Annotated in this window: 16 protein-coding genes; 2 read left to right on the top strand and 14 right to left on the bottom strand. The window is 47.5% G+C overall.

The features are described from left to right. From L5M51_RS17510 to L5M51_RS17450, 13 genes are all read right to left on the bottom strand, one after another. Nucleotides 1–1,050 (bottom strand): efflux RND transporter periplasmic adaptor subunit, encoded by a 1,050-nt coding sequence (locus tag L5M51_RS17510; protein ID WP_113940189.1) that lies wholly within the window; start codon nt 1,048–1,050, stop codon nt 1–3. A gap of 27 nt (nt 1,051–1,077) precedes the next feature. Then, nucleotides 1,078–1,719, bottom strand: a complete 642-nt coding sequence (locus L5M51_RS17505; RefSeq protein WP_219251437.1) for a DUF4198 domain-containing protein — start codon at nt 1,717–1,719, stop codon at nt 1,078–1,080. Between the two features lie 39 nt (nt 1,720–1,758). After that, nucleotides 1,759–3,945: a TonB-dependent siderophore receptor gene (locus tag L5M51_RS17500; RefSeq protein WP_263173900.1), complete on the bottom strand. Its 2,187-nt coding sequence runs from the start codon at nt 3,943–3,945 to the stop codon at nt 1,759–1,761. 402 nt (nt 3,946–4,347) lie between these two features. Then, nucleotides 4,348–5,595 (bottom strand): glutamate-5-semialdehyde dehydrogenase, encoded by a 1,248-nt coding sequence (locus L5M51_RS17495; protein WP_263162568.1) that lies wholly within the window; start codon nt 5,593–5,595, stop codon nt 4,348–4,350. A 48-nt stretch (nt 5,596–5,643) separates the two neighbouring features. Further along, nucleotides 5,644–6,744 carry a glutamate 5-kinase gene (gene proB / locus L5M51_RS17490; protein ID WP_105250714.1) on the bottom strand — a complete coding sequence of 367 codons (1,101 nt, stop codon included), beginning with the start codon at nt 6,742–6,744 and terminating at the stop codon, nt 5,644–5,646. Nucleotides 6,745–6,755: 11 nt separating this feature from the next. Further along, nucleotides 6,756–8,252 (bottom strand): sodium/proline symporter PutP, encoded by a 1,497-nt coding sequence (gene putP, locus L5M51_RS17485; protein WP_168826179.1) that lies wholly within the window; start codon nt 8,250–8,252, stop codon nt 6,756–6,758. A 3-nt stretch (nt 8,253–8,255) separates the two neighbouring features. Next, entirely contained in the window at nt 8,256–8,432 is a 177-nt protein-coding gene (locus L5M51_RS17480; RefSeq protein WP_168826181.1) for a hypothetical protein, read from the bottom strand. A 163-nt stretch (nt 8,433–8,595) separates the two neighbouring features. Then, nucleotides 8,596–10,662, bottom strand: a complete 2,067-nt coding sequence (locus L5M51_RS17475; protein WP_263173899.1) for an FUSC family protein — start codon at nt 10,660–10,662, stop codon at nt 8,596–8,598. A gap of 5 nt (nt 10,663–10,667) precedes the next feature. After that, a complete protein-coding gene (locus tag L5M51_RS17470) occupies nt 10,668–11,531 on the bottom strand; it encodes an HlyD family secretion protein (protein WP_263167948.1) in 864 nt (287 codons plus the stop codon). Between the two features lie 6 nt (nt 11,532–11,537). Continuing rightward, nucleotides 11,538–11,738 (bottom strand): DUF1656 domain-containing protein, encoded by a 201-nt coding sequence (locus L5M51_RS17465; protein ID WP_263167949.1) that lies wholly within the window; start codon nt 11,736–11,738, stop codon nt 11,538–11,540. Between the two features lie 181 nt (nt 11,739–11,919). After that, nucleotides 11,920–13,275, bottom strand: coding sequence for a glutathione-disulfide reductase (gorA, locus tag L5M51_RS17460; protein WP_212599472.1), 1,356 nt, complete (start codon nt 13,273–13,275; stop codon nt 11,920–11,922). A 146-nt stretch (nt 13,276–13,421) separates the two neighbouring features. Continuing rightward, nucleotides 13,422–13,988: a hypothetical protein gene (locus L5M51_RS17455; protein WP_263173954.1), complete on the bottom strand. Its 567-nt coding sequence runs from the start codon at nt 13,986–13,988 to the stop codon at nt 13,422–13,424. Nucleotides 13,989–14,140: 152 nt separating this feature from the next. Beyond that, the gene (locus L5M51_RS17450) at nt 14,141–14,932 is read right to left on the bottom strand and encodes a hypothetical protein (RefSeq protein WP_263173896.1); all 792 of its coding nucleotides are present in this window, start codon (nt 14,930–14,932) and stop codon (nt 14,141–14,143) included. Between the two features lie 269 nt (nt 14,933–15,201). On the opposite strand from L5M51_RS17450, the gene prlC reads away from it, so the two are divergent. After that, nucleotides 15,202–17,241, top strand: a complete 2,040-nt coding sequence (gene prlC / locus L5M51_RS17445; protein WP_263173895.1) for an oligopeptidase A — start codon at nt 15,202–15,204, stop codon at nt 17,239–17,241. A 174-nt stretch (nt 17,242–17,415) separates the two neighbouring features. After that, nucleotides 17,416–17,946: a thioesterase family protein gene (locus L5M51_RS17440; RefSeq protein WP_011791203.1), complete on the top strand. Its 531-nt coding sequence runs from the start codon at nt 17,416–17,418 to the stop codon at nt 17,944–17,946. Nucleotides 17,947–17,970: 24 nt separating this feature from the next. Here the strand turns inward: L5M51_RS17440 and L5M51_RS17435 are convergent, their stop codons facing one another. Next, nucleotides 17,971–18,618: a glutathione S-transferase family protein gene (locus tag L5M51_RS17435; protein ID WP_173248370.1), complete on the bottom strand. Its 648-nt coding sequence runs from the start codon at nt 18,616–18,618 to the stop codon at nt 17,971–17,973. Between the last annotated feature and the right edge of the window lie 199 nt (nt 18,619–18,817).

The following is an 18,817-nucleotide window of genomic DNA, read 5'->3' as shown; positions in this document are numbered from 1 at the left end:
CTAACCTCCTACAGCAGAGTTGAGTACAGAGACTGGCTGTTGGTCTTGTAGGCTCTCGTTACCGCGGATCACCACGGGCGCGTCTTTGGGTAATGGGCTAAGGATTTCAATCCCTATGGCGCTCGTGTGGCCCACTTGAACGGTATGCCGTTGGGCTATGTTGTTTTGCACGGTAAAGACACTGAACTGGCCGTCCGGGTGACGGACTAGCGCATCTTGCGGCACGACAACACTGTGTTGCGCCCGCTGTAAGTGGAAGGTCGCAGTGGCCGATGTGCCGGGCATCAAAAGTCCACTCGCATCAGGAATGGTTAAGCGCACCAAGAAGCTGCGAGCATTGTGGTCGCTCACGGGGACGAGTGCATTCACATGGCCGATAAACTGCTGTTCAGGCAGCATATCTGCGGCAATATCGACTTGAGTTGCAGTGGCTATGTTTTGGAACATTTCCTGTGGCACTTGAATATCGAGCCAGAGCTGTTCTTGGGACACTAAAGTGAAGATTTCAGTGCCGACATTGACCCATTCCCCAGTTTCAGTTTGTTTGCTTGAAATCACTCCCGCAAACGGCGCGATCAGTTGGTGGCGGGCGACCACCTCTTTTTGGTGTGCTAATGCCGCCGTTAAACTCTGCAGATTAGCTTCGGCTTCGGTTAACGCCGCTTGACGAATCGCGCGCTCAGTTTCGGGGAATAATTGCTGAGAACTGAGTGTTTGCGCTTCGGTGAGGAGTCGCTGCTTTTCTGCCAGCATGGTCTTAGCGGCCATTACATCGGCCTGACGCTGTGCTAATTGGTGTATGGCTAAGGTGTCATCGAGTGCGAGTAGAGGCTGGCCAGCTTTAACGTTAGAGCCCGCATCGACCAGTACTTTGGCAACTAAGCCATCGGTACGTGCAGATAAGCGGGCTACCCGTGCGGATTTAATGGAGCCACTGAGTGGCAAAAGTTCATTGGTACTGCCTGTTTGGGGCAAGGCGACTGTTACAGGTGCTGTGCTTGCGTGGACTGCAGAACACAGCATGTATAAACCTATCATTAAATAACGCACGTTAACTCCATCTCACTATTAAGATTATTACTGAGTGATAAAACTCGTGGTGGTGATGTGTAAAACGCTATCAACCTCGTTGCCTGCGAGTGTTTGTTTACCTTCTGTGGTGTGATTACTGACGAGTAAGTAGCGGCCCGCATCTGGGGTATCTAGGGCGAATTTACCTTGGGCATCGGTGGTGAAAGATTTACTCCAAAAACCGGGGCGATAAACTTGTACTGGATGATTCACCAGTGGTGCGCCTTTATAGCTAAGCACAAACTCGGGAACGCCTGACTTTACTGGCGTAAATTCAAAATCTTGCAGCGCTTTTGTGTGATCTTGTCCCGTGCGGGCATAGAGTATTGCGGCCTGCAATCCGGTCTCGGTTTTCCATGGTTGCCACGCGGTATCGGCATAGAAACTGATGTCACTCTTGCTATCTTGGGTTTTGACCAGTAGATGATCGGCTTGTGCTGTGGCGGTTAACGGCGTCTTGGCATTGGCGGCGAAAATACGCGCCGCGCTTAACGATGCTAACTCTTCTGCCGAAGCTTGCTCTGAACCCGGTTCGCCAAATTGCACTTTAACCGAACCATCGGTATTACGCTCAAGCCATACTTCATGTGCTTGAGCCGAAAAAGCGATACCGCCGAGTAAAGTGAGTATTACAAGTGCTTGTTTCATTTGAACATCCTTAATGTTATTTCGGGTTAGGGCTATGTTTTAGAGCGTCCAACGTAGTGATAGTGTGGCATTACGTGGCTCGCCAAAGTCGGCGTAACCCCAGAGTGAACGGTTGTAGTTCTTGTCGAAAATATTGTTAATGTTCACTTGCATAGAAATAGAAGGTGTGATTTGGTAGCCAAACATTAAGTCAACGAGTGAGTAGGCGGATTGTGTTTGGCGGTAAGCCACATTCGGCGCGCCATCGACACCCCAAATAGTGCCTTGATAGAAGGTGCTGCTCTGCCAGCGCCAGCTCGCACCTGCAGTAATGCCCGGCAGAATATCTTCAAAGTTATATTTAGTGGTGAGTTTGAAGATATCTTCGGGTAGATAAGTTTGACGACGTAGGCCATCTTTATCTTCTGCATTGTTGTGGGTATAACCACCGCTGATATCCCATAAGTCGGTAAGACGTCCGGCAATTTCTAACTCATAGCCTTTGGTGGTAATCCCATCCACACTTTCGTAGATAGAGTCACCGGAAGGTAGCTGACCTTTACCTGCATACTCGGGTTCGTTGTCTTTATTGGTTTCGTAGACGGCGGCTGACATGTTTAGCGTGTCATCGAACAGCGCGACCTTGACGCCGCCTTCGACGTTTGTGCCTTCTGCAGGTTCGAGCAGTTGGCCATCTTCACCAAAATAGGTGCCAGGTTTGAAGATTTCAGTACGGCTAGCGTAGACAGAGATCTGCTCGGTCACATCGTAGACTAGGCCGTAGTAGGGGATGAAAATACCGGTTTTTTCCATGGTCGCATCTGTGCTGTTACCCACGAGATCATGCTTTTCATAGGACCAGTTACTTACGCGTCCACCGACCATTAATTTCAGTGAATCCAACAGATTGACACGGACAGTGCCGTAAACACCCGATTGGCTTTGCTCATTGGTTTGGCCATTGGTGGGTGAATTAGGAATATTAGGCTTGGGGTAATTGCCCTGATCCGCAACGTTATAGCGACGTTGGGGGGCGGAGTTCGTGTTGATGTTATCGAACTCGTTGTCACCATAGTTAAAACCGATCACAGCGCTATGTTCACGGCCGAGCAAGTCGAAGTTACCCGTTGCATACAGGTTGAAACTGTTGGTATCGGATTCACGATCATGTTGGGCGGCATAAGTATCGCCCCAAGGGCCAACAAATTCGCCGGTTGATTTGACGATATAATCGCCTGGGTAAAAGGCCAATGCGTCTATGGTGGCGTTAGCAATACGATAGGCACTGACAAGTGACCAGTCGTTATCGAATCTATGTTTAAACTCGGCCATGAGACTTTTTTGGGTCACGTCCCAATGGGTCCAGTCCTGTGAGCTGGAATAACTGCGGCCGAAATCGACAGCTGTGCCATCGGTATAAAATGCGGGATTAGAGTTCCAGTTATACACGCCATCGGTTTGCGATTTTTGATAGTCCGCAAACAGTGACAGGCTAGTATCTACGCCTAGACTCGTTTCAACCACGCCATAAAGCACTGTGGTATCGCGCTGATAGCGGTCGATAAAAGAATCGCCTTTCTTCACCGCACTGACGAATCGACCTTTCACATTGCCTGAATCCGTGAGCCAGCCAGAAACATCGGCCTCAAGTCTATAGGTATTCCATGAGCCATAACTCGCACTTGCCGTGGCGCGGGTGTCATCCGTTGGACGTTTACGAATAAAATTAACCGTGGCAGAAGGTTCACCTAAACCGCTTAAAATCCCTGCCGCCCCTTTTAATACTTCAACCCGTTCGGCAATCACGGGGTCTAAACCTTGATCAATTGAGCCGCTGTAAACATGGGATGAAGAGGTCGTGATTAAGCCGTCAATTTGGACACCGCTGTCGAGTGCATAACCGCGCACGAAAATCTGACTATTTTCAGAGGCATCGCCCACCATAGTGACGCCAGGAGTGTGATTTAACACTGACTCCATAGTGACCAAACCTTTGTCACTGATCATTTCTTCGGTAATCAAAGTGACGCTTTGTGGGGTTTCTTTGAGTGACATAGACAAACCCGTGGCGCTATTCATTGCCGCGCGGGTGTATGTTCCTACCACGTTCAATCTTTCTATCTGTTCTGTATCTTTTTTCTCATCTTGCTTAGGGTCAGTATTGGCTTGAACCGTCAGAGTAAGTGTGCTGAGAAGTACAGGGATCAATGGCGAGCGCCAAGACGTTAAAACAGATAGGGGAGGCATGGTATTTCAATCCTTTCAGGCGATTTCAGATTAAATGATGATTGGTGATCCTGAGTGCAAATAAAGCGTTTAGGTGCAAATGAGAATCGATCGCATGATAGGTTTGTTGAAAATAAATGCAATATGCTCAATGTGTAAATTGTTTAAGCTGGGTTGTAACTTATTGGCGAATAGCTTGTCAGCGAGCTGTGATAAGCCGTCGCAGTGGGATCTGCACTTTTAGCGCATGCCTTACTATAACTCGGTTTCAGGGCATCGACTTGGAACTCAGGCTGTTGTGGATAGGGTCAATTTAGCCAACAAAAAGGCCACAGTCGTTACCGACTGTGGCCTTTAATCTTTACAATTGAATCGAAATCCAACGGACTTGTTAAGCCTAAAAGTGTGATTTACAGCTTAGGTTTACGCCCGCACTTGGCCTGTGCCTGAGACTAAATACTTCTCAGCGGTCAAGGATTCGAGTCCCATTGGGCCATAGGCATGTAGCTTAGAGGTCGCGATGCCGATTTCTGCTCCAAGGCCGAGTTCGCTGCCGTCGGAGAAGCGCGAAGAGGCATTGACCATTACCACAGAAGCATCGACCGCACGTTGGAAGTGTGCGGCTGTGACTTCGTTTTCGGTGCAAATCACTTCGGTGTGCTGGCTACCAAAACGAGCAATATGTTGGATAGCATGGTCAAAGTGATCGACTTGGCGAATGGCAATTTCGAGATTTAAATACTCTTGGCCGAAATCGTCTTCTTCCATGTAAGTACAGTTTTCAAAATAACCACCGGCTTGAGTACAAGCATTGATTTTAACCTTATGCTCGGCCAGCGCTTTGGCTACCTTAGGCAGGAATTGCGAGGCAATTTCTTGGTGTACTAATAGGGCTTCGAGGGCATTACATACGCCAGTGCGCTGGGTTTTACCGTTGAGCAGTAAGTCCATAGCAATATCCAGATCGGCATCTTTATCGACGTATAAATGACACACGCCTTTAAAATGCTGGATCACTGGGATTTTACTGTTGTCAGTCACAAAGTTAATCAAGCCTTCGCCGCCGCGGGGAATGATCACATCGATATAATCTCGTTGCTGCAGCAGTTCTAGCATGAGGGCGCGATCTGGGTCGGGCACCACAGTGATTAACGCCTCGGGCAAGCCGTATTGTTTCAATACGCTTTGCAAAATAGTGGCGATAATTTTACTGCTGTGTAGCGCCTCTTTACCGCCGCGCAAAATCACGGCATTGCCGGATTTAAAGCACAGGGCACCCGCATCGGCGGTGACATTGGGGCGCGCTTCATAAATCATACAAACCACGCCCAATGGAACGCGCATCTTACTGATGGATAAACCATTAGGTCGTTGACCTATATAACGTTCGTTGCCAATGGGATCGGGTAAGGCGGCGATGGTTTCAATGCCTACCGCCATAGCTTCGATACGCTCTGGCGTTAGCGTTAATCGGTCGAGCATGGCAGGGCCGACGTTATCGGCGGTCGCTCTGTGTAAGTCGATTAAATTTGCGCTTTGGATTTCATAGGACTTTTCACGTAATGAGCGTGCCATATCGAGGAGTACAGTATTTTTAAGCTGTTCGTCAACTTGGGCGAGGATCAGAGCCGCTTTGGCAGCTTCTTGAGATAAATTTTTGATTAAAGTCATATTTACTCCGCTTAGATGTTTACTCGCTTAGTTTTATTCGGCTGATGCTTATTCGAGAATGGCGATGTTTTTCTCGGAAATAATCGGTCCAGTCTTTTGCTGAAATTCACTGGCAAACTCGCGATCGTCTTGGTCCGTAATAAAGCTAAGTAAACAACTGCTGTAATTGGATTTGGCCTTGGCCAATTTAGTGCCATCGTCTTTGCGTACTAAAATGGTGTCACCGACAGAAAAGTCCCCATTGATGGCAACGACATCGTCACTGGTCAATTGCTCGCTATGGATATCAAGGGCGATATTAAAGTCATTTTCAACAATGACTTCGCCTTGAGCCTGCGAGGTATGTGTCATCCAGTGCAAGTGATCCTGCATTGGCTTCTCATCGGGGGTAAATAAGGTTCCTGGGTTTTGGCCCTTCAACAATTGGTTGAATGAGTCGGCATCAAAACCATTAATAATAAAGGTTTCGATCCCGTGGGAAATCGCCTTCTTGGCGGCTTGTATCTTAGTCCGCATTCCCCCCGTACCGACGGCACTGCTGGCGCCGCCCGCCATGGCGTAGATCTCGGCATTAATCTCGGTCACCTGCTTGATAAGCTGTGCATCGGGATATTCATGGGGGTTTTGCGTGTAAAGCCCATTCACATCCGAACAGATAATCAGCGTATCGGCATCGGCCGCCGCGGCGACCATGGCCGAGAGATTATCGTTATCGCCAACTTTGAGCTTGTCGGCGGTGACGGCATCGTTCTCGTTGATGATAGGCAATAGCCCATGTTCGAGTAGGCTGAAAATCGTGTCTTTAATACTGATGTAACGATCTCGATTGCGTAAATCACCGTGGGTTAACAGTAGCTGTGCGGTTGGGAAATCAAATAACTTGTTCCATGTGGCCATCATATCGGCCTGGCCCGCTGCAGCCATGGCTTTCTTCACTGTGACGCTCGGTTTATCAACCTCGCCAAAGTGATGCCATCCTGCAGCGACTGAGCCCGAAGAGACCAAGACAACTTGGATCCCTTGGGCACGACAATAAGTAATAAATTGGGCAATGCCGAGTAAGTAGTGGCTGCTGCAACCTTGTTTGTGTGGAGCAATCAGGGCACTACCTACCTTAACGACAATGCGTTTCCAGGGTAAGTCTGTCATACCTGCGCGCCTCATCTGTCTTCGGCTAAAACACGGCCAGCCTTATGGAATAATTTAGTGGTTTTGGCACAGGGATCAGTATCGAGTAACGAGACTATCCAAATCACCACACTGCTCACGGCAAAGCCGGGGATCATCTCATACACCACTGTGGTTAAAGCTTTACCGTCAGCAAGTACAGGTGCATAAATCCAAAACAACACTGTAGCTGCGCCTGACACTATGCCGGCAATCGCGGCTTTGTGGGTTAGGTTAGCTTTATACAAGCTAAACAAGACTAACGGACCGAAGGCTGCACCGAATCCTGCCCATGCATTACTCACCAGTGATAGCACACTGCTAGAGCGGTCAAGCGCCAGTAGACTTGCGACAATTGCCACGCCTGCTACGCCAAAACGTCCCATTTTCACCATGTCTTTTTCGCTAGATTCTTTCTTCGAAATAACGCGATAGATATCTTCCGTTAGCGAGCTTGATGACACTAATAGTTGCGATGAAATGGTGCTCATGATCGCGGCCAGAATTGCGGCTAATAAGAAGCCACTAATGATTGGATGGAACAACAACTCAGAAAACACGATAAAGATGGTTTCAGGATCGGTCAGCTTCATGCCAAATTTATTGGCGTAAGCGATACCGACAAGACCTGTTGCCAGTGCACCCACAATGGTCACTGTCATCCAGCCCATACCTATGTGTCTGGCGGTTTTAATGTCAGCGACTGAACGAATTGCCATAAAGCGCACAATAATGTGCGGTTGGCCAAAGTAACCGAGTCCCCAAGATAAGCTTGAGATAAGCCCTAACATAGTGACGTTCTGCATGGCATCGGTGAAGTGTGGAATCGATTGATACGCAAAGTTCAGCATAGTGTCAGCGCTGGTAAACTCTTGATATGCCACCACAGGCACTAAGATTAAAGCGACAAACATGATACAGCCTTGGACAAAGTCAGTGAGGCTCACTGCTAAGAATCCGCCCAACAAGGTATAAGAAACCACTACGCCGAGGGTGACGACTAAACCTATGTCGTAGTTCAGGCCGAATGCTGACTCAAATAACTTACCGCCAGCCACTAAACCCGCTGAGGTATACAAGGTAAAGAAGATCACAATGATCACGGCCGAGATAATTCGGATACTGCTGTTGGCATTGCCGAAGCGTTTAGCAAAAAACTCCGGGATAGTGAGGGCGTTATCCGCGACTTCGGTATAGACCCTTAATTTGGGTGCAACGACCAAGTAATTAATTAGAGCACCAATTAATAGTCCAAGTGCGATGTAAATGGTTTCGAAACCAACCAAAAACATTGCGCCGGGAAGACCCATTAGCATCCAGCCACTCATGTCAGATGCACCCGCTGAGAGTGCGGTGACCTGTGGGCTCACCTTGCGGCCGCCCAAAATATAGCCGGACACATCGCTGGTGGATTTTTTATAGGCGAATAAGCCAATAGCAAGCATGGCGATAAAGTAAATCGCTAAGGAAACGTAAGCCAGGTAATTCATGGGTTATTTGTCTCCTAACGCTTTGTTATTTTGAATAATACTCGGTTTCAAAATGACAAAGAGATAGGTGCTTAATATTGCGCATAAACACATAAACTGCATTGTTTCCTTGGCGTGTAATCGGGTAAAGCTTGCTACTTGCGAGATAAGATTTTCCTCTGGTGGGTTCTCCGTAGACATAATTGCTCCTTGGTTGATAATTGAATTTATATCACCAATATAGTTAGTGATCTAATTATATTAAGGCATTTTATCGGCCAAATATCAAGCTTCTATTGGATTTAAATGGTTTTGGCGGCAGCACGAGAGTGGCTTTTTCGGCGGAAAATAGTTTGAGAACTGACTATTTTTCAGAGGTGTTTTTCTGCTCGGCGATACTGTGGGCAGTGCGTTCGAAGGTTAAGGTGATGCGTTCAAACATCCCAGTAATCAGAGTGAATTGTTCGTGGGGTAACGGGCATTGCGCCAGCGCTTGTAATAAGGCTTCGCTGCTGGTGTTAAACTCTTCTGCGACTTGGCCGTGGGCGCAGGCGATAAATGCCTGACCTAAATTGTGTTGCCAGAGGTTGAGTGCATTTTCTAAGTCTGAGTGCGTATCTGAAATCCCCTGCAACATGCGCCGCATTCGAATCGACACATGGCCTAGATTAAGTGCAGTGAACACCAGATCGGTAAATACCCTCGAACTCTTGCCCGAGCCTTTTTCGTAACTGGCGATCCGCAGGAGTCGATCGCCCATGCGGGCGTTAAACCAAGGCTCAGGATCATCATGTTGCGCGATATGCACTAGATCTTTTTGGATAGATTGCAGCAGACGATATTGCATCAGCCGCTGGCTAGGTTCGGTGATCAATTTAAATAGCCAATACAGCACAGTAACGCCAACAAAAATCGCTAAGGCATTGCTGACAGTGTTTTCTATCGCAAATGAAATGGTATTACTGGGCTGTACTAATACCGCAAACGGCACGCAAATCCCGAGACCATAGGGCAAGGTCGGTCGATTCGCTAAGGCGAGTAGCCCAATAAAAAAGGGGCCTGCGAGCACTAAAATGAGGATTTCGAAATCGCCGCTACTCTCTGCCAGCAAAGGTAAAGCGTAAAACACTGTGAGGGGCACAGCGATAGTTATACCGACAAGAATACGGCGCAAAATCGTGGTTAGCATCGGCAGTGGCTGGCGCGCCATCATGATGGAAAAGACCACAGGCATCAGGATCATCATGAGTACCGCGCTCGACCCTGTGCCAATCCACAGCGAAGCACCAATGACAAATACCGCCATGCTGCGTAGACCGGTCGTAAACCCTATCAGTGGATCTCGGTGAAATTCCATTGGCGGCGCGTTGAGTTGTACCGCAGAATTGCTTGTCAGTACGTTATAACTCTTGAGCACCATGATCAGATCGGCGCTTAACTCCATCGCAACTTTGAGTAAGCGAGTCTCTAATGGGGTTCGGTCGCGGTATTGCATCAGGTTTTGTTGGAGTTGATACCTTAAAGTACGCGCCATTTTGTAGCATTCTTGGTCATCAGTGGATTGCGCCATCAGGGTAAAACTGCTGCGCATATTGGCTAAGGTTTTCGCGAGCGGTTCGCTGACCAGATGGGAATGATTACGTTGTAGTCGGCCAAATATTTGGATTGCCGCCAACAGCGAAAGGGTTTTATTGCAGAGAAAGTTCGCCGCATGGCTCTGCCCGCGACCTTCGGGACCTTCATAAATCACCGCGCTGGAGTCGTCACTCAGCGCCGATACTGATTCCATAATAGTGTCGATATGTTCATGGCGGCTCGCATGTACGCCCTGTAAATCTAGTTCTAATGCAAGATAGTTAAGCGTTTGATTAATTGTGTTTTTAGCATGCAGTTGCAGACCATGTTTTACCTTAGTCGGCCAAAGTAGCGAACTGACCAAGACGGCACAAATTGCGCCGACGATAATTTCGCTGATCCTCGCCTGCGCCACATCGAATATTTTTGCACTATCGGCTGTGCCTGGGCTCGCCATCACAATGAGCACTATCAAGCAGGCTGTCATGCCCGCCATAGCAAAGGCATAGACAAAGTTTTGCTGGCGCACCATGGCCGATAACCCAGAATTTAACCCTATCCAGCAGGCGAGTAATCCTAAGGCGAGTTCGGGATAGGGCGTAAACCCGTTGAGTATGGCAATCCCTGCAAGTGCGCCGACTAAGGTGCCGCCAATTTGGCATAAGCCCTTTTCTATCACGAGGCCACTTTCGGGGCGAATTTGCAAAAATACCGCTGACACCAGCGCCCAATATGGCCGTTCTAAATTTAAAAACATGGCCACATATAAGGCGAGCGCCATCGAGATCACGCCTTTAATCGCGAAGATGAGGGTTCGTCGGTCAGGAAAAAATAAACTCTTAAGTAACAGCGTCATAATGACTATTTGTCAGTCTGTAGCTGGATGGAAACTGTCATGCCGACGCTCAGTTCTATGTCCTTAGGAATGCTATCTAGCTGGATATCGACCGGAATACGCTGCGACAACCTCACCCAATTAAAGGTTTGGCCAATTTGCGGTAATAACTGCCCATTAGCGGTGACATTGGTATTGGCAATCGCCTTACCTATGCTGACCACTTTGCCGTGCAAGACATGGCCGCCACTCATCAGGCTGACATCGGCGTTTTGACCTATGTGAACCAAGGGGATTTTGGTTTCTTCAAAATAGCCTGTGATATAGAGAGAATCTTGTTTGACCAGCGAAAATACTGAGTTGCCTTTGCTGACATAGTTGCCATTACGCAGGCTTAAATTGATCAGTGTGCCGTTTTCGGGAGCGTGAATTTGCGTTCGCGCTAAGTCAATTTTGGCGGTATTCAATTGCGCCTGTGCGAGCTCATAACTGGTTCTTGCCAGTTCGGTATTGATAAAGGCTTCGTCGAAGGTTTCTTTGCTGACCAAGTTGTCATTGGTCAAACCGATACGGCGTTTGTACTTATGCTTTGCCAGTTCCCATGCCAATTTTTGGCTTTCCGCTTTGGCATTCAATTCGGCAATCGTGGCCTTGTAGCGGGTATCGTCCACAGTGAACAACACATCACCCTTATTGACGACTTGATTGTCTTTTACATTCAGTTGGTTCACCCAACCGGACACATCTGGCGCTATGGTAATGATTTCGGCGCGAACTCGGCCGTCGCGAGTCCAAGGAGAATAAAGGTAGTGCGACCATATCCAATGTCCGGCGATACCTGCAATCGCGACCACAATAAGGGTGAGGCTGATACGAAAGATTTTTCCCATGAACAATCAACTCCCAAGCAAGTAAATGACCAACGCCAGATAGCAGATAAACAGCCCAACTTCGAACCAAGCTGCGCGCCACAGCGTGTGATAGAGCCCAGTTTGATAGAGTACCCAGCGAGTGATGCAGGAAAGCAGAAAAGCTAAGGGGATAAAGATAATTAATGGACTAAATAACAAACCATCGAACGCGAGTTCTTTAAGCATTACGCTATTTATCCCGATGACAGTGGCGCAGCGATAACCGCGCTAGGTGTTTAAAATGCAAAGTACTCAGTCGAGATTATAGGAAAGTCGCGTGAGAGTTAATGGTTTTATGTTATCTGTGATCAATTAGGGCCAGCATAAGCTGGCCCTAAATATGATGAAATCAAAGCGAAAATCGCTTCTACCTCATAGTAACAAACTCTTCGGCGCCCGTTGGGTGGATAGCAACGACCGCATCGAAATCGGCCTTAGTCGCACCCATTTTCATGGCGACGCCAAAACCTTGAAGGATTTCGTCCATACCAAAACCAATACCATGAATACCGACGACTTTTTCGTCATTGCCAGCGCAGACTAACTTCATCTTACAGGCTTGGCGATGGGCCGTAACGGCGGTGTACATGGAGGTAAACGTCGACGTATACACTTTGACGTTATCGTCGCCGTATTGAGTGCGCGCTTCTGGTTCGGTCAAGCCCATAGTGCCGATTGGTGGATGGCTGAACACGACCGTTGGGATCAGGCTGTAATCCATTTTGGCATCTGTCATACCGTTAAATAAACGCTCGGACAACAAACGGCCCGCTTTAACCGCAACAGGGGTGAGCTCTACGCCGCCCGCCATAATGTCGCCGACACAGTAAATCCCTTTGTGAGTTGTATTTTGCTGCTCATCAGTGATGACATAGCCTTTGCTATCTAATTGCACTTCGGTATTTTCTAGGCCGATATTGCCTGTTGCAGGTGAGCGGCCAATTGCCCAAATTAGGCAATCGACTGTAATGCTTTCACCGTTTTCTAAGTTTAATGTCAGGCTGTCATCGGCATTTTTAACCACGGCTTTTGGCACGCTATGGGTGTGTAATGTCGGGCCTTCGGTTGCCATCGCATCGACGAGAGCATCGACTAATATAGGGTCAAAGTTACGCAGCGGCGCATGTTTACGCACTAATAAGTGAGTTTCACTGCCCAGAGCGTGTAACACGCCAGCGACTTCAACAGCGATATAACCCGCGCCAACAACGGCAACGCGCTTAGGTTGCTCGCGTAGGGCGAAGAAACCATCGGAGTCGATACCGTATTGCGCGCCAGGAATATTCGGAATCGTCGGTGCGCCGCCAGTGGCGATGAGGATGTGATCGGCGGTGTAATGTTCGCCGTCCACTTCGATGGTGTTGCCATCCACAAAACGGCCGTAACCATTTAACAGGGTCACTTTATTGTTGGCAAAACCACGGCCATAGGCATCGTGAATGCGACCAATGTAGGCTTCGCGGTTTTCGACCAAAGTATTCCAATCGAATTTATTAACAGTGACGTCGAAACCATAATCTTTGGCGTAAAGGTTCATCGCTTCGGCAACATGGGCGCCATACCACATGACTTTTTTGGGCACACAACCTACGTTTACACAGGTGCCACCCACGTGTTTGGCTTCGATGAGTAGAACCTTAGCACCACGCATTGCCGCTCGGTTTGCTGAGGCGATACCGCCGCTGCCTGCGCCTAGGCAGATATAGTCAAAATGTTGAGCCATGAGTTTCTCCGTCTTACTTCAAGGATGAGATGCTTTACAGCAGAAGGTCATTGTAGGGGGCTTTGCGGTAACAGACCAGCCTATTGCATCACTAACGTATAAGGCATTGCTTTTAATAAAAATACTCCTAAAGTTGCATTCAGTTGTTATCGTGTGGCTGTTTCGCGGCGATATTGGCACTTAGAGTGATCGTTTTGAGCTGGGCCTTCTGCACCACATTTCAAACATTGCCACTCCTTTTGGCGGGCGCTGAGTTCATCGGCTTGATGCTTAGCAGCGTTATCTTGCTTGTCGCCGAGTAGGGACTCTAGCTGATCCATACGTTTATCGAGCCAACGGCAGTTAGGATCATTGGCGACATGTTCACGACTGGCGAGCTGTTGTTTGCGACTGAGTTTTTTACTCTTAGCGGCTTTGTTCGATTGAGTGGCTTTAGTTGATTTAGTGGTTTTGGATGGCTCTGCGGGTGTGACAGTGGGGGGTGAATACTCGAATGCACTTTGCACTTGGTTAGGCACATTAATCGGCTTGCCCTCATTGTCGAGCAAAGTGCCTAGGGGCAAAGGCGCGGTTTGTGTCGGTTGCGCTAAGGACTCTAGACTCGGTTCAGGCTCAGATACCTGTTGCGCATTAGTCGAGCTTGTCACTGGGATAAAAAGCAGGGGCAAGGTAATGATAGCGGTTCGGATAAGATAGAAATGATGCGTTAACATTCCCTGTTCCTCGGCAAAATCGATATGAATAGTGAGTCGCTCCGTCGACATTTTGAGTTTAGTTAGTGAGCTTTGTTTTTGCCAAATGTCGCGGGATAAATTGACAGAGGAAGGTTGCAATACAGCGCTAGAAACACAGAGCTAAAACGACGTTAAAACGTTATTGCAAAGTGGATGCCTGCATAGGTTTGATCCTGTGAACTCATATCGCCATTGGCTGAGGCTTCTTGCTCAATATCACTCTGGGCAATGCTGTGGCTAATGTGTCCGCTAATATTCATGCTTGGGGTCAGTTGATAATTCGCTTCGAGGCCAAACTGCAGGTTATTACTGCCATCGTGTTCTTCTGTGCGGTATTTAAAATCAAACCCTTGAGTGATATAGGGCGTGAGGCTGAACTGGTCTGTGATATTCCAATAACTGTGCAAACTCACTTCAACAAAGTAGCCTGCCGCCTCTGTGGAATAGACATAACTCACCGATGGTACCAACCAAGCTGTGGCGTTGTAGGCGAGTTCTGCAAATAGCTCGTTATCTTGGCAGCGGCTATTGCTATAGCCTTCAATGCGCTGATATCCCAGATTAGCCTCTAGGTTTTCGGCTAAGTTGAACCCATATTCAAGGCCGATATTCCACTCTGTATAGGCTTGGCTATCACCGCGTCCGACTAAGGCATAAGTGGTTAAGTTGCCGTGTTGAACAGCAGCATTGAGCCAATAAATACCCCCATTTTGCAAGTTATTGCGACCCTGTGAGACATATTTGCTGTCCCAACCTAAATCCAGCGTCACCGCCAAAGGTTCTGTCATCTGGCGGGGTAATATGGTGTTTGAAATACTATCGACTTGTTCTAGGCCCTCATTAGCAACTGCGTTGTGACTAAGGCAGTTGATCCCTAATGTGCAGAGGACGCTGGCGATAAGTTTCACTGAGTGTGTTGCCATATTTTTGCTGATTTTGGTCGAGGTACGTTAGTTATGCAGATAATACCTTGCCCACATACAAACATTAATGCGAATTGATTCGATTTGCGATCGAGATTGCAACAATGTGTAGGTAAATAAAACGTAAATCCTAAATGCGAACTAGTTCACTTTTTTTCAGGGGAAATAGGGTTAAGTAAGGCGTTCGAAGGGGACAATCGGTTTTCTCGCCTTGATAAATAGGCCATTAGCCCTTATTTATAACAGATACAGATTGTTGAGGAGTCAATATGAGCAACCCTTTGCTTAGCGGCGCAAAATTACCGCTTTTTTCACAGATTAAACCGGAACATATTCAAGTCGCCGTTGAGCATGCCATTGCTCAGTGCCGCACTAAGATTGATGAAGTGCTGCAGAACCAAGGTCCTTTTACGTGGGACAACTTGGTCGCGCCATTAGAACAGGTTGACGATGAGCTAAGCCAAATTTGGTCGCCCGTTTCTCATATGAATTCAGTGACTAGCACAGATGAGTGGCGTGCCGCCCATGATGCTTGTTTACCTCTTTTATCGGAATACGGTACTTACGTTGGCCAACACCAAGGTTTGTATCAAGCCTATAAAGCGCTGCGAGCATCCAATGAATTTGCACAATTGAGCCAAGCCCTGCAGATGGTGATAGAGCACAGCCTGCGCGACTTTGAACTATCGGGTATTGGCTTAGATGACGCGCAAAAAGTGCGTTATGGCGAGATTGTAAAACGTCTTTCTGAACTCACCAGTGGTTTTTCTAATCAATTACTGGATGCGACGCAAGCTTGGACTAAGTTGATCACTGATGAAGCTGAGCTTGCTGGTTTGCCTGAGTCTGCCAAAGCCGCCGCTAAAGCGATGGCGCAGTCGCGTGAGCTAGAAGGTTGGTTATTTACCTTAGATTTTCCATCTTATCTACCCGTCATGGCCTACAGCGAAAACCGCAGTCTTAGGGAAGAATGCTACCGTGCGTTTGTCACTCGCGCTTCAGATCAAGGTCCCAATGCCGGAGAGTTTGATAACAGCCCGCTGATGGACGAAATTCTTGCTTTGCGCCACGAACTCGCATTGTTACTCGGTTTTGACAGTTTTGCTGACAAATCCCTAGCGACGAAAATGGCTGAAACGCCGGCGCAGGTGATGGCATTTTTAAATGAATTAGCGCTGCGCTCAAAGGATCAAGCTAAGGCAGAACTGGCTGAGCTGAGAGCGTTTGCTGAGGCCGAATATGGCGTGACTGAAATGGCCTCTTGGGACTTAAGTTTCTATGCTGAGAAGTTGCAGCAGCATAAGTATGAGATTTCACAGGAAATCCTGCGTCCGTATTTCCCCGAAGATAAAGTGCTCTCGGGGTTGTTCTACACAGTATCGCGTTTGTTCGGCCTTAAAATCCTTGAGCAAAAGGATTTTGACCGATGGCATAAAGACGTGCGTTTCTTCGATATTTTCGACGAAACTGACGAACACAGAGGTAGTTTCTACCTCGATTTATATGCCCGCACAGGTAAACGTGGTGGTGCTTGGATGGATGACTGCCGTGTGCGCCGTCAAACCGCCAATGGATTACAAAAGCCAGTGGCTTATTTGACCTGTAACTTTAATGGTCCGGTCGATGGCAAACCTGCGCTGTTTACCCATGATGAAGTGACAACCCTGTTCCACGAATTTGGCCATGGTATCCACCACATGCTGACCAAAATCGATGTTGCAGGCGTGTCGGGTATCAATGGTGTGCCTTGGGATGCGGTCGAGTTACCAAGTCAATTTATGGAAAACTGGTGTTGGCAGGAAGAAGCATTAGCCGAAATTTCTGGCCACTTCGAAACGGGCGAGCCATTACCTAAAGCCTTGTTAGATAAAATGCTGGCGGCGAAAAACTTCCAGTCTGGCATGATGATGCTGCGCCAACTCGAGTTCTCGTTGTTCGATTTTAGAATGCACCACGAATACGACCCAGCTAAAGGCGCGTGCATTCAAGAAACCTTAGACGAAGTGCGTCGTCAGGTGGCCGTATTAACACCGCCGGATTTTAACCGTTTCCAACATGGATTTGCCCATATTTTTGCGGGTGGTTATGCCGCAGGTTATTACAGCTATAAATGGGCTGAAGTGCTCTCGGCTGATGCGTTTTCCCGTTTCGAAGAGGAAGGTATTTTTAACCCTGAAACGGGTCGTCGCTTCCTGCACAATATCCTCGAAATGGGTGGCTCAGCCGAACCGATGGACTTGTTCAAACAGTTTATGGGACGCGAGCCGAATATCGATGCTCTGTTAAGACATTCAGGCATTGCTGCATAAGCAATTGTGAGTTTTGATAAATCAGCCATTTTAATGGGATGATTATCTGAGGGTATTTAGCTTAATCGAACGATAAAAAGACGCCTTAGGGCGTCTTTTTTGTGAGCTATATCTCGCTTGCCCTGTGGTATGACCTCTGTTAGCCTGTGGCTCTTATTTCAAGGGCGGTGCGTTATGAATCTGTATTTTCGTTTGTTTTGGTTGTTATTCTGGCGCACGCGCCATTGTCGTAAGATCGATTTTCTAGGGACAAGCCGTATCACTTATCGTGCTTTACCGAGCGATTGCGATATCAATTTCCATCTCACTAATTCTCGCTATCCTGCGTTTATGGATCTGGCGCGGACTTATATGTTGGCTGAGATGGGTCTGCTGAAACGTTTCTTAAAGTTGAAGTGGATGCCAATAGTCAACGCCGCCGAATTTACTTATATTCGCGATATTAAGCCGCTAAAAACCTTTGAGATTGAAACCAAAGTCGTCGGTTGGGATGAAAAATATTTTTATATTGAACAACGCTTTGTGAGCGAACGTGGCCTACATTGTATCGTCCATGTACGCGGTGTGTTTGTGTGCAAAGGTAAGCAAGTGCCGCTAGATGTGTTAGTGAAAGAGGCTGGTTATACCGATCCTGCACCTGAGTTGCCGCCCGAAGTCGTGAAGTGGAAAGCGTTTTTGCAGTTGAAGAAAGAACGCAATATGTGATTGTGTTGAGGCATGACTTACTCGCTAAGGTATGCCTCTTATTCCTGCCGTTTCCTCCATCTCAGCCAGTAACACCTCTTCTTGTACTAACATCCAAGCGCCACGCAGTTGTGCCTGTTGCCAATAGCGCACGATTTCATCTAAATCCAACAGGTTTAGATGTTGGAAGCTATAGCTTAAGCAAGGGATGAGTGCACAGTCGGCTAAGGTAAAACTGTCGCCACAGACCCAATGATGTTGTGTGAGTTGCGCGTCTAAGCGTTGAAACTGTGCCAGTAGTTGCTTCTCTAATTGTTTGATTTCGAATTCATTACTGTCTTCTATATGCTTTAACTTTTCTAATTGAAATAATGGGTTGTTAATATCATTGTCTATGATGCGATCGAACAAACGTACCAGTAAGTTGCGTTGTGGTTCTTGTGGCAGCAGTTGGGTACTGTTTTCAAAATGCCTATCTAAGTACTCGATAATAATGCTGGATTCGGGTATCAGCTGTTCATTTTGGGCTTTAAGCAGGGGGATTCGCGCTTGCGGATAACGTTGGTGAAATTCCTTGCGTGACAAAGGGTCGCGTAGATCTATGATTCTGGGGTAGAAGTTGGCCTGCTTTTCATAAAGTGCGATGAGCACTTTCTGTGAATAGCGTGATAACGGGTGATAAAAAAGCTCCATAGGCACTCACTCCAAACCCAGTCTTTTACGGACTTTACGTTTTAACTTTAGTCGTAATTGAAGCGCTTGCTGTAAGAGTTTTTTTAAAAAATGCTGGAATAAACACAATTTTTCTTGGCAAAGCCAAGTGATCCATCAGGGATAAAAATCGGTATTATGAGCCCATATAGAAAGTGTCGGGATTTAATCATTTTAAAGG

Source organism: Shewanella sp. SM73 (assembly GCF_025653795.1).
In the GTDB taxonomy this organism is placed as follows: Bacteria; Pseudomonadota; Gammaproteobacteria; order Enterobacterales; family Shewanellaceae; genus Shewanella; species Shewanella oncorhynchi.
The sequence above is the reverse complement of the archived record's forward strand: the minus strand, read 5'-3'. Positions and strand labels throughout refer to the sequence as shown.

Bases quoted from the DNA above. Each gene is read 5' to 3' on its own strand.
- L5M51_RS17505 (WP_219251437.1), bottom strand. From the start codon at position 1,719: ATGAAACAAGCACTTGTAATACTCACTTTACTCGGCGGTATCGCTTTT.
- L5M51_RS17500 (WP_263173900.1), bottom strand. From the start codon at position 3,945: ATGCCTCCCCTATCTGTTTTAACGTCTTGGCGCTCGCCATTGATCCCT.
- L5M51_RS17495 (WP_263162568.1), bottom strand. From the start codon at position 5,595: ATGACTTTAATCAAAAATTTATCTCAAGAAGCTGCCAAAGCGGCTCTG.
- proB (WP_105250714.1), bottom strand. From the start codon at position 6,744: ATGACAGACTTACCCTGGAAACGCATTGTCGTTAAGGTAGGTAGTGCC.
- putP (WP_168826179.1), bottom strand. From the start codon at position 8,252: ATGAATTACCTGGCTTACGTTTCCTTAGCGATTTACTTTATCGCCATG.
- L5M51_RS17480 (WP_168826181.1), bottom strand. From the start codon at position 8,432: ATGTCTACGGAGAACCCACCAGAGGAAAATCTTATCTCGCAAGTAGCA.
- L5M51_RS17475 (WP_263173899.1), bottom strand. From the start codon at position 10,662: ATGACGCTGTTACTTAAGAGTTTATTTTTTCCTGACCGACGAACCCTC.
- L5M51_RS17470 (WP_263167948.1), bottom strand. From the start codon at position 11,531: ATGGGAAAAATCTTTCGTATCAGCCTCACCCTTATTGTGGTCGCGATT.
- L5M51_RS17465 (WP_263167949.1), bottom strand. From the start codon at position 11,738: ATGCTTAAAGAACTCGCGTTCGATGGTTTGTTATTTAGTCCATTAATT.
- gorA (WP_212599472.1), bottom strand. From the start codon at position 13,275: ATGGCTCAACATTTTGACTATATCTGCCTAGGCGCAGGCAGCGGCGGT.
- L5M51_RS17455 (WP_263173954.1), bottom strand. From the start codon at position 13,988: ATGTTAACGCATCATTTCTATCTTATCCGAACCGCTATCATTACCTTG.
- L5M51_RS17450 (WP_263173896.1), bottom strand. From the start codon at position 14,932: ATGGCAACACACTCAGTGAAACTTATCGCCAGCGTCCTCTGCACATTA.
- prlC (WP_263173895.1), top strand. From the start codon at position 15,202: ATGAGCAACCCTTTGCTTAGCGGCGCAAAATTACCGCTTTTTTCACAG.
- L5M51_RS17440 (WP_011791203.1), top strand. From the start codon at position 17,416: ATGAATCTGTATTTTCGTTTGTTTTGGTTGTTATTCTGGCGCACGCGC.
- L5M51_RS17435 (WP_173248370.1), bottom strand. From the start codon at position 18,618: ATGGAGCTTTTTTATCACCCGTTATCACGCTATTCACAGAAAGTGCTC.